Origin of the sequence: Streptomyces sp. NBC_01314 (genome assembly GCF_041435215.1) — a bacterium.
Lineage (GTDB): Bacteria > Actinomycetota > Actinomycetes > Streptomycetales > Streptomycetaceae > Streptomyces.
Window position 1 is genome coordinate 6562599 of sequence record NZ_CP108394.1, and the last position, 17151, is coordinate 6579749.

Sequence of the window (17151 nt, forward strand, 5' to 3'; positions counted from 1 at the left end):
CCACGCCCAACGGAAGAGGAACAACCGTGCCCACCCTTGCCATCGTCGGCGCCGGCCCCGGTATGGGCCTGGCCATCGCCCGCACCTTCGGCAGCCGCGGCTTCGACGTCGCGCTGATCTCCCGCACCAAGGACAAGCTTCGGACGCTGGTCGACCAGCTCGGCCAGGAAGGCATCACGGCCGCCGCGTTCCCCGCCGACGTGCTGGACCGTGCCTCCCTGACGGATGCCCTGGACACCGTGAAGGCCCGCTTCGGCGGCATCGACGTACTGGAGTACTCACCGGCCCCGCACTCCCCGGTGCCCGGCCTCACCCTGACCGCCCCCTCGGAGGCCACGGTGGACGATCTGCAGCCGCAGATCGAATACGTCTTCTACGGCGCCGTCGCCGCCACCCGAGCGGTGCTGCCCGCGATGCGCGAGGCCGGCGCCGGCACCCTGCTGTTCACCACCGGCGGCGGTTCGGTGGATCCCGTTCCCATGCTCGGCAACGTCAACGCCGCCGGGGCCGCGCTGCGCAACTGGGTCATCAACCTGAACAAGGAGCTGACCGGAAGCGGTGTGCATGCCGCGCACGTGGCGATCAACGTCTGGATCGGCGGGGGCGGCCCGGAGGGCTTCCCGACCGCCACGTCCGAGGAGATCGCCCCCTTGTACTGGGACCTGCACGAAAACCGCGACCGCTCCGAGGCCGTCTTCAACGCCTGACCGGCGGCCCACCCCGCTCCCGGGGGGAATCCGCCCGCTGCCGGGAGGGCGAGTCCGTCCCGCTCCTGGGAGGGGAAATCCGCCCGCTGCCGGGAGGGGAAATCCGCTCCCTCCCTGTCCCATGTCCCGTCCCCCTGCATCAAGGAATCCGTACGTGAACGTCTTCTTGTGGACAGTCCAGGCAGTGCTGGCCGCCATGTTCGCCCTGGCCGGCGTCATGAAGTCCGCCCAGCCCAAGGAGGAGTTGATCGGCCGGCTGCCCTGGGTGGCCGACTTCTCGCAGGCCACCGTCCGCTTCGTCGGCGTCGTGGAGTTCGCCGCCGCTCTCGGACTGATCCTGCCCGCCGCCACCGGCATAGCCCCCGTGCTGACCCCGCTGGCCGCGACCGGCCTGGTCGTGGTGATGGTCCTGGCCGCGATCACCCACGCCCGCCGCAAGGAACCCGGCGCGATCGCCTTCAACGCCGTTCTGCTGGTCCTGGCCGCCCTGGTGGCCTGGGGCCGCTTCGGCCCCTACAGCTTCTGACCCTCCACCGCGCTCCACCACATCCACCGCATCCACCAACCTCCACCGCATCCACCACCCTCCACCGCAAGGAACCACCCCCGATGCTCCTGGACGAAGGCCAGGAGCATCACCGCCCTGGTCCGCACCATCGTGCAGGCCATGGAGGAAGCCCCACGGCCCAGGCCCTCCGCGGCATCACATGCGGGCGATGCCACTGTCCTCGGTGAAGGCAGCGAAGGCATCGAAGGCAAGGTGCCCGGGCAGTGTGGCGGGTGGTGAGGCGGTGGGTGGGGGTAGGTGTCCGGGGTGGTCGGGGCGAGGCGGGGCAGGGTAGGTCGGGGGCGGTGATCGCGGGGATGTCGTTGGGGTGGGCAACAAATCGTTTTTCTGGGCTCGGGCGTCGGGCCTAGCATGCCGCCGTTGCCTCGGATGTCGTTCGGTATTTCGGACGGGTTCGGATGTGCTCGAACGAGCTGGTGTGAGGGGATGTGACGCCGTTGTCTGCGGTGATCGAGGCGCGCGGACTGTCCAAGGTGTTCCAGACGACCGTACGGCGGCCCGGCTTCGTGGGCGCGCTCACCTCGCTCGTCAGCCCGCGGCGCGTGGCCAAGGTCGCGGTGCAGGACGTCGAATTCAGTGTGGGCAAGGGGGAGTTACTCGCCCTGCTCGGTCCCAACGGGGCCGGGAAGTCCACCACCATCAAGATGCTCACCGGCATTCTGACGCCCACCTCCGGCGAGGCACTCGTCGCCGGGGTCGTTCCGCACCGGGACCGGGAGCGCAACGCCCACAACATCGGAGCCGTGTTCGGGCAGCGGACGCAGTTGTGGTGGGATCTGCCCGCCCGGGAGTCGTTCGAGATCCTGCGGGACATCTACGGGGTGCCCGAGTCGCAATTCCGGCACCGTATAGAGGAGTTCGACGGGTTGCTCGAACTCTCCGAGTTCTGGGACACCCGTGTCCGGCATCTGTCGCTCGGGCAGCGGGTGCGCTGCGATCTCGCGGCCTCGCTGCTGCACGACCCGCCCGTCGTCTTCCTGGACGAGCCCACCATCGGCATGGACGTGGTGGTGAAGGAGCAGGTACGGCGGTTCCTGCGGCACCAGGTCGAGGAGCGCGACCGTACCGTCCTGCTCACCACGCACGACATGACCGAGGTGGAACGGCTCGCCGAACGCGTCGTGCTGATCAACCACGGCCGGATCGTCCTCGACGGCTCGCTCCAGGAGATCCGGCGGCGCTTCGGCGGCACCTGGCAGGTCCGGGCCACACTCGCCGACCCGGCCGACGTCGAGGCGGTCGAGGAGATCGAGCGCGGTGAGAGGGCGGGAGCGCCGGGAGTCACTGGAGCGACGGGAGTCCCTGCGCCGCTGCCCGGGTTCGCCGGTATCGGTGTGCTGCGGCGCGAAGGGCCACAGGTCGTGTTCGGGCCGGTCGGCGAGGACGCGCCCAGCGTGCACGAGGCGCTCAAGGTGATCATCGGACGGTTCCGGGTCGCCGACCTGGCGCTGGAGGAGAACGACCTCGAGGACGTCATGCGCGCGGCCTACCTCAGCGACGTACCACCGATCGACCCACCGGCCCAGGAGCCGGACACGGCGGCCGCCGCATCCGCATCCGCCCCTGCCTCCGCCTCCGCCTCCCAGGGCGGCTGAGCCATGGCCGCCGCTTCCGTCCTCTCCCGTGCACGCCGCGTCTCCTGGATCACCCCCCGGGGCGAGCTGCTCACCCCGCCCCGGATGACCGCCACCGCCGTACGGCTGTTCGTCCAGGTGTGCCTGGTCGTCTACCTCTGGCGCGGCCTGTACGCGCACACCGACTCCAGTTCCGGGCTGAACGAGACCCAGGCCGTCGGCTACGCCGTACTCGCCGTGCTCGCGAACCGCATCCGCGGCCTCGACCGGCGCGCGGGCCGTGACACGGTGATCCAGCATCTGCACTTCGGGACGATCGTCTACTGGTACCTGCGGCCGATGAAGCCCCAGCGCTACTACGCGCTGCGCGCCCTCGGCGACCAGCTGTACGGCTTCGGCTGGGTGCTCGCCGGATACGTGCTGTCGCTCGCCGTCGGAATCGTCGCCCCGCCCGCCTCCGCCTCGGTGGCCGGGGCCTTCGCGCTGAGCATGCTGCTCGGCCAACTGGTCCTGTACTACGTGATGATGCTGGTCGACCTGCTGTGCTTCTGGACGCTGCGCAACGAGGCGGCGCTGATGATCCTCGTCTTCGCGCAGAACCTGCTCTCCGGTGTGTACGCCCCGCTCTGGTACTTCCCGGACTGGTTCATCACGCTCAGCGCGTTCCTGCCGTTCCAGGCGACCCTCGGTGTGCCGCTCTCCATCTACGTCGGGCGGATCGGCCTCGGCGACGCCGGCGGGCAGATGGCGATCCAGGCCGTCTGGATCGTGCTGCTCGCGCTGCTCACCCGCCGGCTCTGGGACCGGGCCGGCCGACGCGTCGTGGCCCAGGGAGGATGACCATGACGACCGCACCGAACCCAGCACCGGCACCAGGATCCGTCCCTGCCCCATCCCCATCCCCACCCGCCACCGAACCGTCCCGTCCGCCGCATGGCACCGCGCACGCCTGGCGCGTCGTCTGGCGGATCACCAAGCTCAACTTCAAGGCCCGGCTGGAGTACCGGGGCGAGTTCCTGATGGGGGTCGCCGTGGGGGCGATCTGGCAGGTCTCCATCGTCGTCTTCGCCTCGGTGCTGCTCACCCGGTTCCCCGGACTCGGCGGCTGGTCCAGCTCCGACGTGCTGCTCATCGCCAGCATGCGCATGCTGGCCCACGGGCTGTACGTGCTGTTCCTCGGCCGCGTCCAGTACATGAACAACCTCGTCCAGGAGGGGATCGTCGAGCCCTGCCTGATCCGCCCGATGCCGGTCTACCGGCAGATCCAGCTGACCTTCTTCCCGGTCAACGCCATCGGCGACCTGGTCGTCGCGGCCGGTCTGTTCGTCGCCGCCCTGCAGCGCAGCTCCCTCGACTGGACGGCGGGCCGGATCGCGTACGTGCTGGCGGGTGTGCTCGGCGGCATGCTGGTCGAGGCGGCGCTCTTCACGGCCCTGGCCGCCGCCGCGTTCCACTTCCCCGCCACGTCGTACTGGAGCCAGTGGCTGGAGGAGCTGATGGGGACCTTCGGCAGCTACCCCCTCAGCATCCTCCCGAAGGCCGCGTCCGCCGCGTTCACCTTCGTCGTACCGCTCGCCTTCATCGCGTACTTCCCGGCCGGGGTACTGACCGGCCACGGCGACGCGATGGGCGTGCCGGAGGCGCTCGCCGTGGCCTCACCCTTCATCGGCCTCACCGCCTTCGTCCTGTCGCGGCTGCTGTGGAACTGGAGCCTGAGCAAGTACACGGGCGTCAACGGGTAAGCGGAGAGGGAGAGTTGGAGGCGCGGTGGCGCCGAAGCCGTACCGGGGTGGCCGGTGTCACCTCAGCCGCGTCTCCAACCCGTCCAGCACCCGGTCGAGCCCGTACCGGAAGCCTTCCTCCCGGGCGGCCCGCGGATCCGCCCCGCGCTGTTCGGCGTAGCCCTCGCGCAGCAGCGGGTAGTCCTGGGCGGCCTTCTCGGCGGCCGGCCACAGCCGTTCGACCATGGTCCGCTCGTCCTGACCGCTGCGGGCGAGGACGTTGAGCCAGGCGGCCTCGCTGGTGGCCATGCCGGTGACGTACGCGACGAGCGTCGAGAGCGCCCGGTCGGTCTCGTCGGCCGGGAACCCGGCGGTGGTCAGCAGCTTCAGCATGGCCTCGGAGATCCGCATCCAGTTCGGGCCGAGGTAGGACATGCCCAGCTCGCCGAGCACGGAGGCCAGCCATGGGTGGCGCAGGATCGTGGCGCGCAGGCTGTGGGCGCAACTGGCCATGTCGGCACGCCAGTTCGCCTGGCCGGAGGCGGCCGGGGCCTCGATCTCGCCGTAGATCTCGTCGACGGCCAGTTCCAGCAGCTCCTCCTTGTTGGCGACATGGCGGTACAGCGAGGTCGCGCCGGCGCCCAGTCTGCCGCCGAGCTTGCGCATGCTCAGCGCGTCGATGCCCTCCTCGTCGAGCAGCCGCAGCGCCTCGGCCACGATGTGCTCCCGGCTCAGCGCGGGCTGCTCCCGCCCGGTCCGGGGCCGCGTCCACACGGACTGAAACCCCTCCTGCTGCTGCTTCCTGACCGGCTTCTCGGGTGCCATGGGGGAGTCTCTCCTCTGCCTGCGTACGGCTGACGCGCCCAGCGTACGGTGTTCGCATCGCAGGCCGGGCCACGCGCTTCCGGTCGGGGCCACGCGCTTCCGGTTGGGCCACGTGCTTCGGGTCGGGCCGCGCGCTTCGGGTTGGGCCCGCGTGCTTCCGTGGGGTCTACGCGCGCTTCCGGTTGGGCCGCATGCTTCCGTCGGGTCCACGCCCGCTTCCGTCGGGCTCACGGTCGCTTTCGGTCGACTCGCAATCGCTTGGGCCCGGCTCGCCAGGTCGCGTCGGCCCCGACTCACCAGGACGCTTCCGGCCCGGCTCACCAGCCCGCTTCCGGTCGGGCCCCGCTCAGACTTCCGGCACCCGGCGGAACATCCCCCCCACCGCCAGCTCCCCCTCGATCCGCCCCACCGCGTCCCGCAGTTCGGGCAGCACCTCCGCCACGCATTCCTCGACCGACCGCCGGCTGCTGTGCATGGCGACATTCACGGCGGCCACGACCCGCCCGCCCCGCTCCCGCACCGGCACGGCGATGGACCGCAGGCCCTCCTCCAACTCCCCGTCGACGAGGGCGTACCCGGCACTCCGCACGCGCTCCAGGACGGCCAGCAGTTCCCGCCGGTCGGTGACCGTGTGCGGGGTCAGCCGGACGAGACGCTCCGGGAGGGAGACCTCCGGGAGCAGGTCGGCGAGCATGACGCGGCCGAGCGAGGTCGGGTACGCCGGCAGTCGCGTGCCGAGGGTGATGTTGACGCTCATGATGCGGCTCGTGGCGACCCGAGCCGTGTACTGCACCTCGTCCCCGCCCCCGGTGAGGATCGCGAGAGAGGCCGAGTCGTGGACCCGCGCGGATAGTTCGGCCAGATGCGGCGCGGCGATCCGGGGGAGGGGCAGCATCGACAGGGGCGGGAAGCCCAGGCCCAGCACCCGGGGCGTGAGGCGGAAGACACGGTCGTACGACTCGACGTACCCGAGGTGTTCGAGGGTGATCAGCGCGCGCCGGGCTGTCGCCCGAGCGAGCCCGGTGGCCTGGGAGACCTCGGTGAGGGTCAGCTCGGCCCGCCCCTCGCCGAACGAGGTGATGACGGTGAGCCCCCGGGCGAGCGACTCGATGAACTCCCGGCCCAGTTCCTGCTTGGACGCGCCGGTCCAGGCGGCGAGACCGGAGGGAGGCCCGACCCGACCGGACGGGTCCGAGAGGCCAGAGAAGCCAGAACGACCCGAGGGGCCGGAACGACCCGAGGGGCCGGAGGGGCGGTCCCGTGCCGCGGCGGCCGGCGCCGCGGGCTCCCGCAGCTCCCGTTCCATCGCCGCCACGGCCACCCGCAGCCGCGGCAGCAGCACCGAACGCAAGGACTCCGCCGTGTGCCGGCTCGTATGGCTGACGACGTTCGCCACACACGCGACCCGCCCCGTACGCGGATCCCGCACGGGTACGGACACCGCCACCAGCCCCGGTTCGATCAACTGGTCGTCCAACGCCCACCCTTGGGCGCCCGCCCGAGCCGTACGGTCCTCGAAGTCGTCGTACGCGCCGCTGCGCGGAGGCACCGCCGGGAAGCCGTGGCCCTCCGGGTCGGCCGCGCGGCGGGCCCGCCACCGGGCCCAGTCCGCCGGCTCCCACTCGGTGGCGAACAGCGGGCCGGGTGCGGTGCGTTCGGCGGGGAGGAGGTCGCCGATGCGGAAGCTGAGGGACATCGCGCGTCGGCGGGTCGCCTGGTGGATGAAGCGGACGCCGTCCCGGTCGCGGACCGCCAGGGACACCGACTCGTCCAACTCGTCGGCGAGGGCGTCCGCGTGGGCGTCGAGGAGACGCGGGAGACGGATGGCGGCCAGATAGGCGTTGCCCAGCTCCATCAGACGGGGGGCGAGGATCGCGTCGCGGCCGTCCAGCCGTACGTAGCCCATGCGGGCCAGCGTCGCCGTGATCCGGTCGACCGTGGAGCGTGCGAGCCCGGTGGCCCGCTCCAGCCCGCTCGGACTCAGCGTCCCGTCCGCCTCCGTGAGCCGGCGCAGCACGGTGATCCCCCGCATCAGGGGTGCGACGGCTTCGGCGGGCGCGGGAGCGGAGGCCGCGCCGGTGACGTTCGGGAGCATGGGTTCACGTTAATGCTGCGCAGCTGGGCCGGGTGCCTCGGAGCTCGGGGGTGCCTGCGCCTGCGCCGTCACCATCACCGTCGACTCACCACCACCCGATGGTTCCCCCCGACATCCACCCCCGCCACGGCGATCTCCACCCCCCTCCGCACGTCCTTGAAGGTCTCGCCCGGGACGAGCGGCGCGTCGGACAGCTCCGCGTGGACGTTGGGGCTGCGCGTGCACCCCCCGCTGTCCCGGCGGGAGTCGTGGACCTTGACGGGCCCGTTCCCGGTGTCGACGGTCGCGTCGACACGGTAGACGAGCACCCCCGGCCGGCACACCGCCGCGTCGTTGCCCGCCCGCGTGCGCAGCTCGGCGACGTACGCCGCACGCGGGCCGAGCGGGACGACGACCAGCTTCGCGCCGCCGGTGGTGGGGAGCGGGGTCAGCGTGTACTCGGCGGTTCCGACGGCCGCCACACAGCCGACCTGCGTCTTGTCGAGCCACCCGAGCTTCCACTTGTGCCAGCCCAGCAGATCGTTCTCGACGCCCCAGTCCTCGCTCATGATGTCCCAGTGCCCGACCGCGCCCCCGCCCTCGTGGGTGTAGAGGTCGGGCAGCCCGAAGACATGGCCGTTCTCGTGGGGGAGGACCCGGTACCCGGTCTCCGCGTACGAACCGGAGCCGTCGTCCTGGCGGCTGTAGACGAAGGACGCGTTGGCGACCGGAACGCCGTCCGCGACCGGTGCCTCCCGGTTGCCGGCGAAGGTCACCGACAGGACGGTGTCGAGCGCGGAGGGGCCCGCGTTCGGGGTGACGAGGACGTTGATGAGGTCGTACGACCGGAAGTCCACGAGCGGATCGGCGGCCCGGACCATGTCCTGGACCAGCCGGCGGTAGCCGGGCTCGAAGGGGGCGCCGCGCTCTATGCCGTACGAGCGGAACGACTTCGGCATCCGCAGCCACTCGGTGAGCGGGGCCTCGGGGCGGTAGTCGATACGGCCGTAACTGCTGGTCCTGAACCACTTCTGGGTCTGCGGGGCGAACTCCGCGAAGCGGTCCATCGCGCTGCCCTCGCCGGGCGCGTCGGAGAAGTCGATCATCAGGTTGAGGGCGCGGACCGTGCCGGTGGAGCGGGCGTAGCCGTGCGGGGTCGGGATGCCCTCGGACATCTCTGTGCCGAGCGGGCCGCGGATCATGCAGGGGTCGAGCGCCGAACCGCGGGGCAGGGCCGTGGCCCCCGGGGCCGTCGTCGTCTCCTTCGCCATGAGGTGCCCGGTGCCGGCGGAGGTGCTGACCGCGAGCGTGAGGGCGGTGACGGAGGCGAGCGCGACGACACGGCGCGGACGTATCCGGCGCGCAGATATCCCGTCTCTGCGGAACGGCTGCTGCATGCACGCGCCCTTCGCTCCACGGCAGCCGCCCGGGGACGGGGCTGCGCCCTTTCGATCACCCTGGGTCGAGGGGTGCACGGGCGCGCGCTGGAAGGGCCGAACGTGGGCATCGCCGCATGCGCGTCGGCGCGCGCACATCCATGTGGCCCAGGTCACACGAAAAGTCTTCGGTGATGGGAAATAACCGGGGATCCTTTCCCCGTTTAGCCATGTGTCCGAACGAAACGGGGACTCCATCCCCGGATAGTCACCGGCCCCCCCACGCCACTGGATCAGGAAGAGGAGTACGCCGTGGAGACCGCCACCGCCGTGCGCCGCAAGGTGTCCCGCCCTCGGGCCGACGCCCTGCGCAACCGGGAGCGGATCGTCAGCGCCGCCCGGGAGATGTTCGTGGAGTTCGGCTCCGAGGTGCCGCTCGACGAGGTCGCCCGCCGGGCCGGTGTCGGCAACGCCACGCTGTACCGCAACTTCCCGGACCGCGACGCACTGGCCCGTGAGGTCGTCTGCTCGGTCATGGACCGTACGGCCCTCGCGGCCGAGGTCGCGCTCACCGAGACCGGTGACGCGTTCGAGGCGCTCTCGCGCTTCGTGCACGCCTCGGCCGACGAACGGCTCAGCGCGCTCTGCCCGATGATCCAGAACACGTTCGACAAGCGTCACCCCGACCTGGAGGCGGCGCGCGAGCGACTGGAGGAGCTGGTCGAAGGGGTCATGAAGCGCGCCAGGGACGCCGGGCAGCTCCGCGCCGACGTGGGCGTCGGCGACCTGATGATCGCCGTCAGCCAGCTCAGCAGACCCCCGGCCGGCACCCAGTGCGCGGGCGTCGACCGCTTCCTCCACCGCCACCTGCAACTGTTCCTGGACGGCCTGCGCGCCCCGGCCCGCTCCGAACTGCCCGGTGCCCCCGTCACCGTGGAGGACCTGCGGAGGCCCTACCCGTCCTGACCCGACCGAGCTGCCCTGACGGCCCTGACCGGACCCCGACCCGGTGGTCCGGCCCGACCCCGCCCTGACGCACCGATCGCACCGCACCGATCGCACCGAACCGATCGCGCCGATCTCACCACTGTCGACGACGACAGGCCACCGACAAGCTGCTATCTCCTGACGCCCTTTTCACCACCCGATACCGATTTTTCCGTCACGAAGTCCCGAAGTGGGTATCCCCATGTCCGAAACAGTCCGCAGCGCCGCCGGATCGGTGGACGATCCGCGTAACGACGCTCATTCCAACCGCTGGAAAGCGCTCGTTTTCATCGCCCTCGCCCAGCTGATGGTCGTGCTCGACGCGACCATCGTGAACATCGCCCTCCCGTCCGCCCAGCAGGACCTGGGAATATCGGACGGCAACCGCCAGTGGGTCATCACCGCGTACGCGCTGGCCTTCGGCGGTCTGCTCCTCTTCGGCGGCCGTATCTCCGACCTGTGGGGCCGCAAGCGCACCTTCGTCACCGGTCTGATCGGCTTCGCCGGCGCCTCCGCACTGGGCGGCGCGGCCACCAGTGAGGCCATGATGCTGGGCGCCCGCGCGCTCCAGGGCGCCTTCGGCGCACTGCTCGCGCCCGCCGCGCTCTCCCTCCTCGCCGTGATGTTCACCGACGCCAAGGAGCGCGCCAAGGCCTTCGGCATCTACGGCGCGATCGCCGGTGGTGGCGGCGCCGTGGGCCTGATCCTCGGCGGCTTCCTCACCGAGTACCTGGACTGGCGCTGGACCTTCTTCGTCAACATTCCGTTCGCCGTGATCGCGGCGGCCGGCGCGTACTTCGTCATCCGTGAGCCGGCGGGCGGCCGCAACCGCTCCCCGCTCGACATCCCCGGCGTGGTCCTGTCCACCCTGGGCCTGGTCACCCTGGTCTACGCCTTCACCCGGGCCGAGTCCGAGGGCTGGGGCGACTCGACGACCGTCTCCCTGTTCGTCGCCTCGGCGGTGCTTCTCGCGGCCTTCGTGCTCGTCGAGTCCAAGGTCAAGGCCCCGCTGCTGCCGCTGCGCGTGATCACCGAGCGCAACCGCGGCGGTGTCTACCTCTCCCTCGGGCTCGCGATCATCGCGATGTTCGGCCTGTTCCTCTTCCTGACCTACTACCTGCAGATCGTGAAGGGCTACTCGCCGGTCAAGACCGGTTTCGCCTTCCTGCCCATGATCGTGGGCATGATCACCGGCTCGACCCAGATCGGCACCCGTCTCATGACCCGGGTCGCGCCGCGCCTGCTGATGGGCCCCGGCTTCCTGGTCGCCGGCCTCGGCATGCTGCTGCTCACCCAGATGGAGATCGACTCCTCGTACGCCGGTCTGCTCCTGCCCGCCCAGCTGCTGCTCGGCCTCGGCATGGGTACGGCGTTCATGCCGGCGATGTCCCTCGCGACCTACGGTGTCGAACCGCGTGACGCGGGCGTGGCCTCCGCCATGGTCAACACCTCCCAGCAGGTCGGCGGCGCCATCGGCACGGCCCTCCTGAACACGATCGCCGCCTCCGCGACCACGTCCTACATCCAGGACCACATCGGCTCGGCCACCTCGAAGCCGGCCGCCCAGCTGGTCCAACTCCAGGGCATGGTCAACGGCTACACCAGCGCCATCTGGTTCGCCGTGGCGATCCTCGTGGCCTCCGCCGCCATCGCCTTCACCCTCATCACCACCGGCAAGCCGGACATGACGGCCAACGCCGGAGCGGGCGAGGGCGCGACGGACGAGATCAAGATTCCGGTGATCGCCCACTGAGACGACCTCGACGAACGACGACGGGGCGGGGTGGGACCGAGGCGAAGCCCTCGGTCCCACCCCGCCCCGTCAGGGGTGCGGGAACTGCGCGCGACCAGCCCAAGAGGACTCGCAGCCGTAGACGGTCGGCAGTAACGGTCGGCAGTACAACCAGGGCACCCCTCGACTCACCCGGCGGAGCGCTACCGCAGCCAGGGCAGATCCGCGCCCGCCTCCGACGGCTGAAGCCCCTCGGCGACGATCTCCATGATCTCGCCGAGGGCTTTCCGCTGTTCCGCCGACAACCGGTCGAACAGCGCCTGCCGCACCGCGGCCACATGTCCCGGCGCGCTCTTCGAGAGCATCTCTGCGCCCCCGTCCGTCAGCACCGTGAACTGCCCCCGTTTGTCCGACGGGCAGTCCTCGCGCCGCACCCACCCGTTCTTCTCCAGCCGGGCCACGGCGTGCGACAGCCGCGACCGCGTGATCTTCGTCCGCATCGCCAGCTCGGTCATCCGTAGCCGCCGCAGTGGCGCTGCGGACAGCACCACGAGCAGGCGGTAATAGAGGTGCGGCATGCCCGCATCGCGCTGCAGCTGGCGGTCGAGATGGTCCTCGAGCAGGGTCGCGGCGTGCACATAGGCGATCCAGGTGCGCTGTTCCTCATCGGTGAGCCAGCGGGGTTCTTCCTCAGTGGATGCGGTCTTCATGCCCCCACTGTACGAGGCTCCTTCTTGAAATTTGAACTATAGAGATGTAAGGTGAAACAAGAAATATTGAGACTTCAACTACTGGGGAGTTGGAAGGAGTCTCAAGTGCCTGGAGTGCCAGGCGAAACCAAGGAGACAGAAGCGACCACCGGGCCCGCCGAGGCGCGCGTGTCGTGTGCGTCGCGCGTGTTGAGGGAGTCACCCCTATGTCCGCCGCCACCGCCGAGCGCATGCCCGCCGTGTACCTGAGTCACGGGGCCCCACCGCTCGCCGACGACCCGATCTGGCCCGGCGAGCTCGCCGCCTGGTCGGCGACCCTGCCCCGCCCCAAGGCCATCCTCATGGTCTCCGCCCACTGGGAGGAGGCCCCGCTCGCGCTCGGCGCCGTCGACCCCGTCCCCCTGGTCTACGACTTCTGGGGCTTTCCCGAGCACTACTACCAGGTCCGGTACGGGGCCCCGGGCGCCCCCGGGCTGGCGGCCTCGGTCCGCAAACTGCTCCAGGCCCCCGGCATTCCCGTCCAGGACATCCCTGACCGGGGCCTCGACCACGGAGCGTACGTCCCCCTGGTGGAGATGTACCCGGACGCCGACATCCCGGTCCTGCAGATCTCCATGCCGACGCTCGACCCGCTGAAGCTGATGGACGTCGGCCGCAAGCTGGCCCCCCTCCGCGACGAGGGCGTGCTGATCATCGGCTCCGGCTTCTTCACCCACAACCTGGCCGCCCTCCGCCAGGGCGGCGTCCCCACCTGGTCCGCCGAGTTCGACGACTGGGGCCGGCGAGCCCTCGAATCCCGGGACTGGGACGCCCTCCTCGACTTCCTCCACAAGTCCCCGGCCGGTCAGCTGGCCCACCCCCGCACGGAGCACTTCGCCCCCCTCTTCGTCACCATGGGCGCGGCCGAGGCCACCGGCGAACTGGACGCGCAGAGGTCGGTGATCGACGGCTTCTGGAACGGGCTGGCGAAGCGGTCGGTGCAGTTCGGCTAGCCGCTCCCGCACCCCGGCGACGGGGCAGGTCGGTACGTACGGGCACAGGCTCAGCCCCACGGGCACACGGGTTCTGCGCCCACGGTCACAGACTCGGCCCCCATGGGCATACGGGTTTTGCGCCCACGGGCACAGGCTCAGCCCCCACGGGCACACGGGCACACGGGCACACGGGCACACGGGCACAGCGCCCACGGCCTCATGGGCTCAGGGTGTACGGCCTCATGGGCCATGGCGCGCGGGCCGGGGTCGATGACCTGACAGGTCATCGACCCCGGCCCGTACGTCTGACACGGTCGTCCGTGTACGGAGCGGCGGCTCGTCCGAGCCGCGCCCGCGTGAGCCCGACCGAGCCCGACCGACCGGAAGGACGCCATGCCCGCCTACGCCATCGCCCACCTGAAGGACCCCGCCCCGCACCCGGAGGTCGCCGAGTACATCGAGCGCATCCCCGCCACCTTCGAGCCGTTCGGCGGCCGCTTCCTCGTGCATGGCGCCCAGCACGAGGTGCAGGAGGGAAGCTGGCCCGGAGGCGTCGTGGTGATCGGTTTCCCCGGGATCGCCGAGGCGCGGAGCTGGTGGGACTCACCGGCGTACCAGGAGATCGCCCCGCTGCGGTCACGCCACATCCAGGGCGACATCATCCTGGTCGAAGGGGTGTCTGAGAACTACGACCCCAGCGCCACCGCGAAGGCCATGAGGGAGTCCCTGCCCGCCGGGTAGCGCGTCCGGCCGAGCGGCGGAACGGGTCGGCGGCAAGGGTTCGAAGCCCTGATTCAAAGCCCCTTCTCGTACCAGGCCACATCCCAGTACCGCCCGAACTTCCGCCCGACCTCCCGATACGTGCCGACGTACCGGAAGCCGAACCGCTCGTGCAACCGCGTCGACGCCTCGTTCGGCTGGGCGATCCCGGCGTAGGCGCGATGGATGTCCTCGTCGGCGAGCGCCTCGAACAAGGCCTTGTACAGCAGCGTGCCCACGCCCTGGCCGCCCGCGTCCGGGGCGAGGTACACCGACACCTCCACCGAGGTGTCGTACGCCGGTTTCACGCGAAACGCGCTGCTCGTGGCGTACCCAAGAATCCGCTGTGAACCGGTGTCGACGGCAACCATCAGGCGGTGCGGGCCGTCTTCAGGGTGGGAGAGAAACCAAGGCCGGCGCTCTTCCGGAGTGAAGACAGCGGTGTCGAATGTGAGGGGCGTCTCAAGGACGTAGTGGTTGTAGATGTCGGTGAGGGCGGCGAGGTCGGTCTCGACTCCTGGTCTGACCTGCACCTCTACGGACTCTCCGGACATCTCGCCTCCCTCTGTAGCGGCACAGGGTACTGCAAGATCAGAAAAATAGTGGGACGGGTTGGGAATTCTGTCCTGATTCCAGTCGTTGTTTCCTTCGGAAGCAGGGCACTCGGGAGAGTGTCCGAGCGGCCGCATCAAGACCCACGCAGGACCAGATACGACCCTGCCAGCCCTCCCCCACTCTCGACTGCGCTCGAGCGGGGGGACCCCCAACGCAAGGGAGCACGCATGGCAACCCGTGCCGTCGCCGCTCGTCGTTCGTCCGCCGGCCGGACCGACGCGGCTCGCAGCGTTCGCGCCTCTGGCGGCGAGATCGCCGACCGCGACCTGGTCGGCATGTACCTCGACGAGATCGCGCGTACACCGCTGCTCGACGCCGCCAAGGAAGTCGAGCTGTCCCAGATGATCGAGGCGGGTGTGTTCGCGCAGCAGATCCTCGACGGCGAGGAGGCGCCCAAGGCGGACGCCACTCGCGAAGAGCTCGAAGCCCTCGTCGCCGACAGTGAGCGGGCCAAGGACGTCTTCATACGGTCGAACCTGCGCCTTGTCGTGGCTGTCGCCCGGCGTTATCCGCGCAGCGGCCTCCCCCTGCTCGACCTCATCCAGGAGGGCAACGCCGGCCTGGTGCGCGCGGTCGAGAAGTTCGACTACCGCAAGGGCTTCAAGTTCTCGACGTACGCCACCTGGTGGATCCGTCAGGCCATCACCCGTTCGATCGCGGACCAGTCGCGCACCATCCGGCTGCCCGTCCACCTCGTCGAGGAGCTGGGCCGGATCCGCCGCGTGCAGCGGGAGTTCAACCGCGAGCACGGGCGCGACCCCGAGCCCCAGGAGATCGCCACCGAGCTCGGTTCCAACGCGGACCGTGTCATCGACGTCCTCGACTGGGCCCGCGACCCGGTCTCGCTGAACATGTCGGTGGACGACGACGGCGACACCCAGTTCGGCGACCTGCTGGAGGACACCTCCGCGGTCTCGCCCGAGCAGTCCGTGCTCACCCTGCTGCGCAGCGAGGAGCTGGACGACCTCATCGGGCGCCTCGACCAGCGCACCGCGTCCATCATCAAGATGCGGTACGGCATCGACGACGGCCGAGAGCGCACCCTCACCGAGGTCGGCAAGGAACACGGGCTCACCCGCGAGCGAATCCGCCAGATCGAGAAGCACGCCCTGCTCGAACTGAAGAAGCTCGCCCGTGACACGGGCTTCGACGCGGTCGCCTGACCCGTTCGAGGGATCAGTACGGACGAATCCCGCCCGGTACGGACCAAGGCCCCGTACGGCCCAATCCGTGGGGCCGCCACGGGGCTTGGCCCGGCGCAGCGCCGTACGCCGGCCGCACCTTGGCCGTTCTGTGCCGCTACTTGGCCGTACTACGCCGCTTCAACTCCCCGTTCCCGGGGCACAAGACCTCAGGGCCACGACTTCACCGGGCCCGGAGCCACCAGGCCCGGGACCCCGAAGCCACCCGAAGCCGAGTCCCGACGCTCTCCCCCCAGCGCCGGGACTCTTCAAGAGCCGGGCTCCGGCGCCACCCCCCCCGGCGCCGGAGCCCGGCTCCACCCCACCTCTCATGCCGGGTCCCCTGCGGCGTCTCACGCCTCGGAGGCGCCGGTCGCCCGAGTCAGCCGTGAGCCCAACTCCCGTACGTACCCGATCAGTTCCGGCGGCTCATGCACCGTGAAGTCGCAGTCGATCATCGCGAGCCGTACGGCGAGCCACTCCACGGAGTCGCCGACGGAGGCCCTCAGCCGGCAGCTGTGCTCGTCGACGGCTTCGGGCGCACCGAACCAGCGGGGCAGCCGGGCCACGATGAACTCGGCGGGCGCGGCGAAGGTGACGTCGAACGCGTAGGTCTCCTGCCGCCGGTACATCGACTGCCGCAGATACTCCTCCGCACTCCCCGTCGGCAGCTCGCGCGGTGCGAACCGGGCGCCCGTGGCGAAGGGTTCCTCGACCCGGTCGACCCGGAAGGTGCGCCAGTCGGCGCGGTCGAGGTCGTACGCGACGAGATACCAGCGGCGGCCCGTCGAGACGAGCCGGTACGGCTCGCAGTGGCGCCGTGAGTCCGTGCCGTCCCCGGAACGGTAGGCGAAGCGCAGCCGCTCCTGACCCGCCACCGCCGAGGCCATCACGGTCAACGTCTCGGGCGCGACGGTCGCCCCGTCGCCGCTGGTCAGGGGAGTGGTGGCGGCCTGCAGCGTGGAGACCCGGTGGCGCAACCGTGACGGCAGCACCTGTTCGAGCTTGGCGAGCGCCCGTACGGACGCCTCGTCCACCCCCGCCACGGCGTGCCCGGCCCCGGCCCGCAGCCCCACCGCGATCGCCACCGCCTCCTCGTCGTCCAGCACCAGCGGGGGCATCGCCTTCCCCGCCACCAGCCGGTACCCGCCCTCGGCCCCCATGGTCGCCTGCACCGGATACCCCAACTCCCGCAGCCGGTCGATGTCCCGCCGAACGGTCCGCCGCGAAACCCCCAGCCGCCCGGCGAGCTCACCACCGGGCCACTCACGGGGCGTCTGGAGGAGGGAGAGAAGCTGAAGGAGCCGCGCCGGAGTGTCCGTAGTCATGGATACGAGAATGCCGCAGA

At 70.6% G+C, this 17151-nt stretch carries 16 protein-coding genes; 10 read left to right on the top strand and 6 right to left on the bottom strand.

Translation table 11 applies throughout. The features are described 5' to 3' along the window. The first annotated feature begins 26 nt into the window (after positions 1-26). The 5 genes from OG622_RS29110 to OG622_RS29130 all read left to right on the top strand — a co-directional run bounded on the left by OG622_RS29110 (position 27) and on the right by OG622_RS29130 (position 4591). On the top strand, positions 27-707 hold the full coding sequence (locus OG622_RS29110) for an SDR family NAD(P)-dependent oxidoreductase (protein WP_371579579.1): 681 nt from the start codon (positions 27-29) through the stop codon (positions 705-707). 154 nt (positions 708-861) lie between these two features. Then, positions 862-1233 (top strand): DoxX family protein, encoded by a 372-nt coding sequence (locus OG622_RS29115; protein WP_371579580.1) that lies wholly within the window; start codon positions 862-864, stop codon positions 1231-1233. Between the two features lie 479 nt (positions 1234-1712). Then, entirely contained in the window at positions 1713-2870 is a 1158-nt protein-coding gene (locus OG622_RS29120) for an ATP-binding cassette domain-containing protein (RefSeq protein ID WP_371584253.1), read from the top strand. 3 nt (positions 2871-2873) lie between these two features. Further along, positions 2874-3689 carry an ABC transporter permease gene (locus OG622_RS29125; protein ID WP_371579581.1) on the top strand — a complete coding sequence of 272 codons (816 nt, stop codon included), beginning with the start codon at positions 2874-2876 and terminating at the stop codon, positions 3687-3689. Positions 3690-3691: 2 nt separating this feature from the next. Then, the gene (locus OG622_RS29130) at positions 3692-4591 is read left to right on the top strand and encodes an ABC transporter permease (RefSeq protein WP_371579582.1); all 900 of its coding nucleotides are present in this window, start codon (positions 3692-3694) and stop codon (positions 4589-4591) included. Positions 4592-4648: 57 nt separating this feature from the next. Here OG622_RS29130 and OG622_RS29135 read toward each other — a convergent pair whose 3' ends face one another. The 3 genes from OG622_RS29135 to OG622_RS29145 form a co-directional block, all read right to left on the bottom strand. Beyond that, positions 4649-5395 carry a TetR/AcrR family transcriptional regulator gene (locus OG622_RS29135; RefSeq protein WP_371579583.1) on the bottom strand — a complete coding sequence of 249 codons (747 nt, stop codon included), beginning with the start codon at positions 5393-5395 and terminating at the stop codon, positions 4649-4651. A gap of 346 nt (positions 5396-5741) precedes the next feature. After that, on the bottom strand, positions 5742-7490 hold the full coding sequence (locus OG622_RS29140) for an IclR family transcriptional regulator C-terminal domain-containing protein (protein ID WP_371579584.1): 1749 nt from the start codon (positions 7488-7490) through the stop codon (positions 5742-5744). 74 nt (positions 7491-7564) lie between these two features. Further along, positions 7565-8866 (bottom strand): M6 family metalloprotease domain-containing protein, encoded by a 1302-nt coding sequence (locus OG622_RS29145; protein WP_371579585.1) that lies wholly within the window; start codon positions 8864-8866, stop codon positions 7565-7567. A 291-nt stretch (positions 8867-9157) separates the two neighbouring features. Between OG622_RS29145 and OG622_RS29150 the strand changes: the two genes are divergently transcribed. Together OG622_RS29150 and OG622_RS29155 are read left to right on the top strand one after the other, a co-directional pair. Continuing rightward, on the top strand, positions 9158-9811 hold the full coding sequence (locus OG622_RS29150; RefSeq protein WP_371579587.1) for a TetR/AcrR family transcriptional regulator: 654 nt from the start codon (positions 9158-9160) through the stop codon (positions 9809-9811). 223 nt (positions 9812-10034) lie between these two features. Beyond that, entirely contained in the window at positions 10035-11585 is a 1551-nt protein-coding gene (locus tag OG622_RS29155; RefSeq protein ID WP_371579588.1) for an MFS transporter, read from the top strand. Positions 11586-11767: 182 nt separating this feature from the next. On the opposite strand, the gene OG622_RS29160 is transcribed toward OG622_RS29155, so the two are convergent. Next, positions 11768-12274, bottom strand: coding sequence for a MarR family winged helix-turn-helix transcriptional regulator (locus OG622_RS29160; protein ID WP_371579589.1), 507 nt, complete (start codon positions 12272-12274; stop codon positions 11768-11770). A 206-nt stretch (positions 12275-12480) separates the two neighbouring features. Here OG622_RS29160 and OG622_RS29165 point away from each other — a divergent pair, with 206 nt between their 5' ends. Together OG622_RS29165 and OG622_RS29170 are read left to right on the top strand one after the other, a co-directional pair. Beyond that, entirely contained in the window at positions 12481-13266 is a 786-nt protein-coding gene (locus OG622_RS29165) for a dioxygenase (RefSeq protein WP_371579590.1), read from the top strand. 375 nt (positions 13267-13641) lie between these two features. Next, positions 13642-13989: a DUF1330 domain-containing protein gene (locus tag OG622_RS29170; protein WP_371579591.1), complete on the top strand. Its 348-nt coding sequence runs from the start codon at positions 13642-13644 to the stop codon at positions 13987-13989. Between the two features lie 53 nt (positions 13990-14042). On the opposite strand, the gene OG622_RS29175 is transcribed toward OG622_RS29170, so the two are convergent. Next, positions 14043-14561, bottom strand: a complete 519-nt coding sequence (locus tag OG622_RS29175) for an N-acetyltransferase family protein (RefSeq protein WP_371579592.1) — start codon at positions 14559-14561, stop codon at positions 14043-14045. Between the two features lie 228 nt (positions 14562-14789). Between OG622_RS29175 and OG622_RS29180 the strand changes: the two genes are divergently transcribed. Next, positions 14790-15785, top strand: coding sequence for an RNA polymerase sigma factor RpoD/SigA (locus OG622_RS29180; RefSeq protein ID WP_371579593.1), 996 nt, complete (start codon positions 14790-14792; stop codon positions 15783-15785). A gap of 371 nt (positions 15786-16156) precedes the next feature. On the opposite strand, the gene OG622_RS29185 is transcribed toward OG622_RS29180, so the two are convergent. After that, positions 16157-17131: a helix-turn-helix transcriptional regulator gene (locus OG622_RS29185; RefSeq protein WP_371579594.1), complete on the bottom strand. Its 975-nt coding sequence runs from the start codon at positions 17129-17131 to the stop codon at positions 16157-16159. Positions 17132-17151 lie beyond the last annotated feature (20 nt).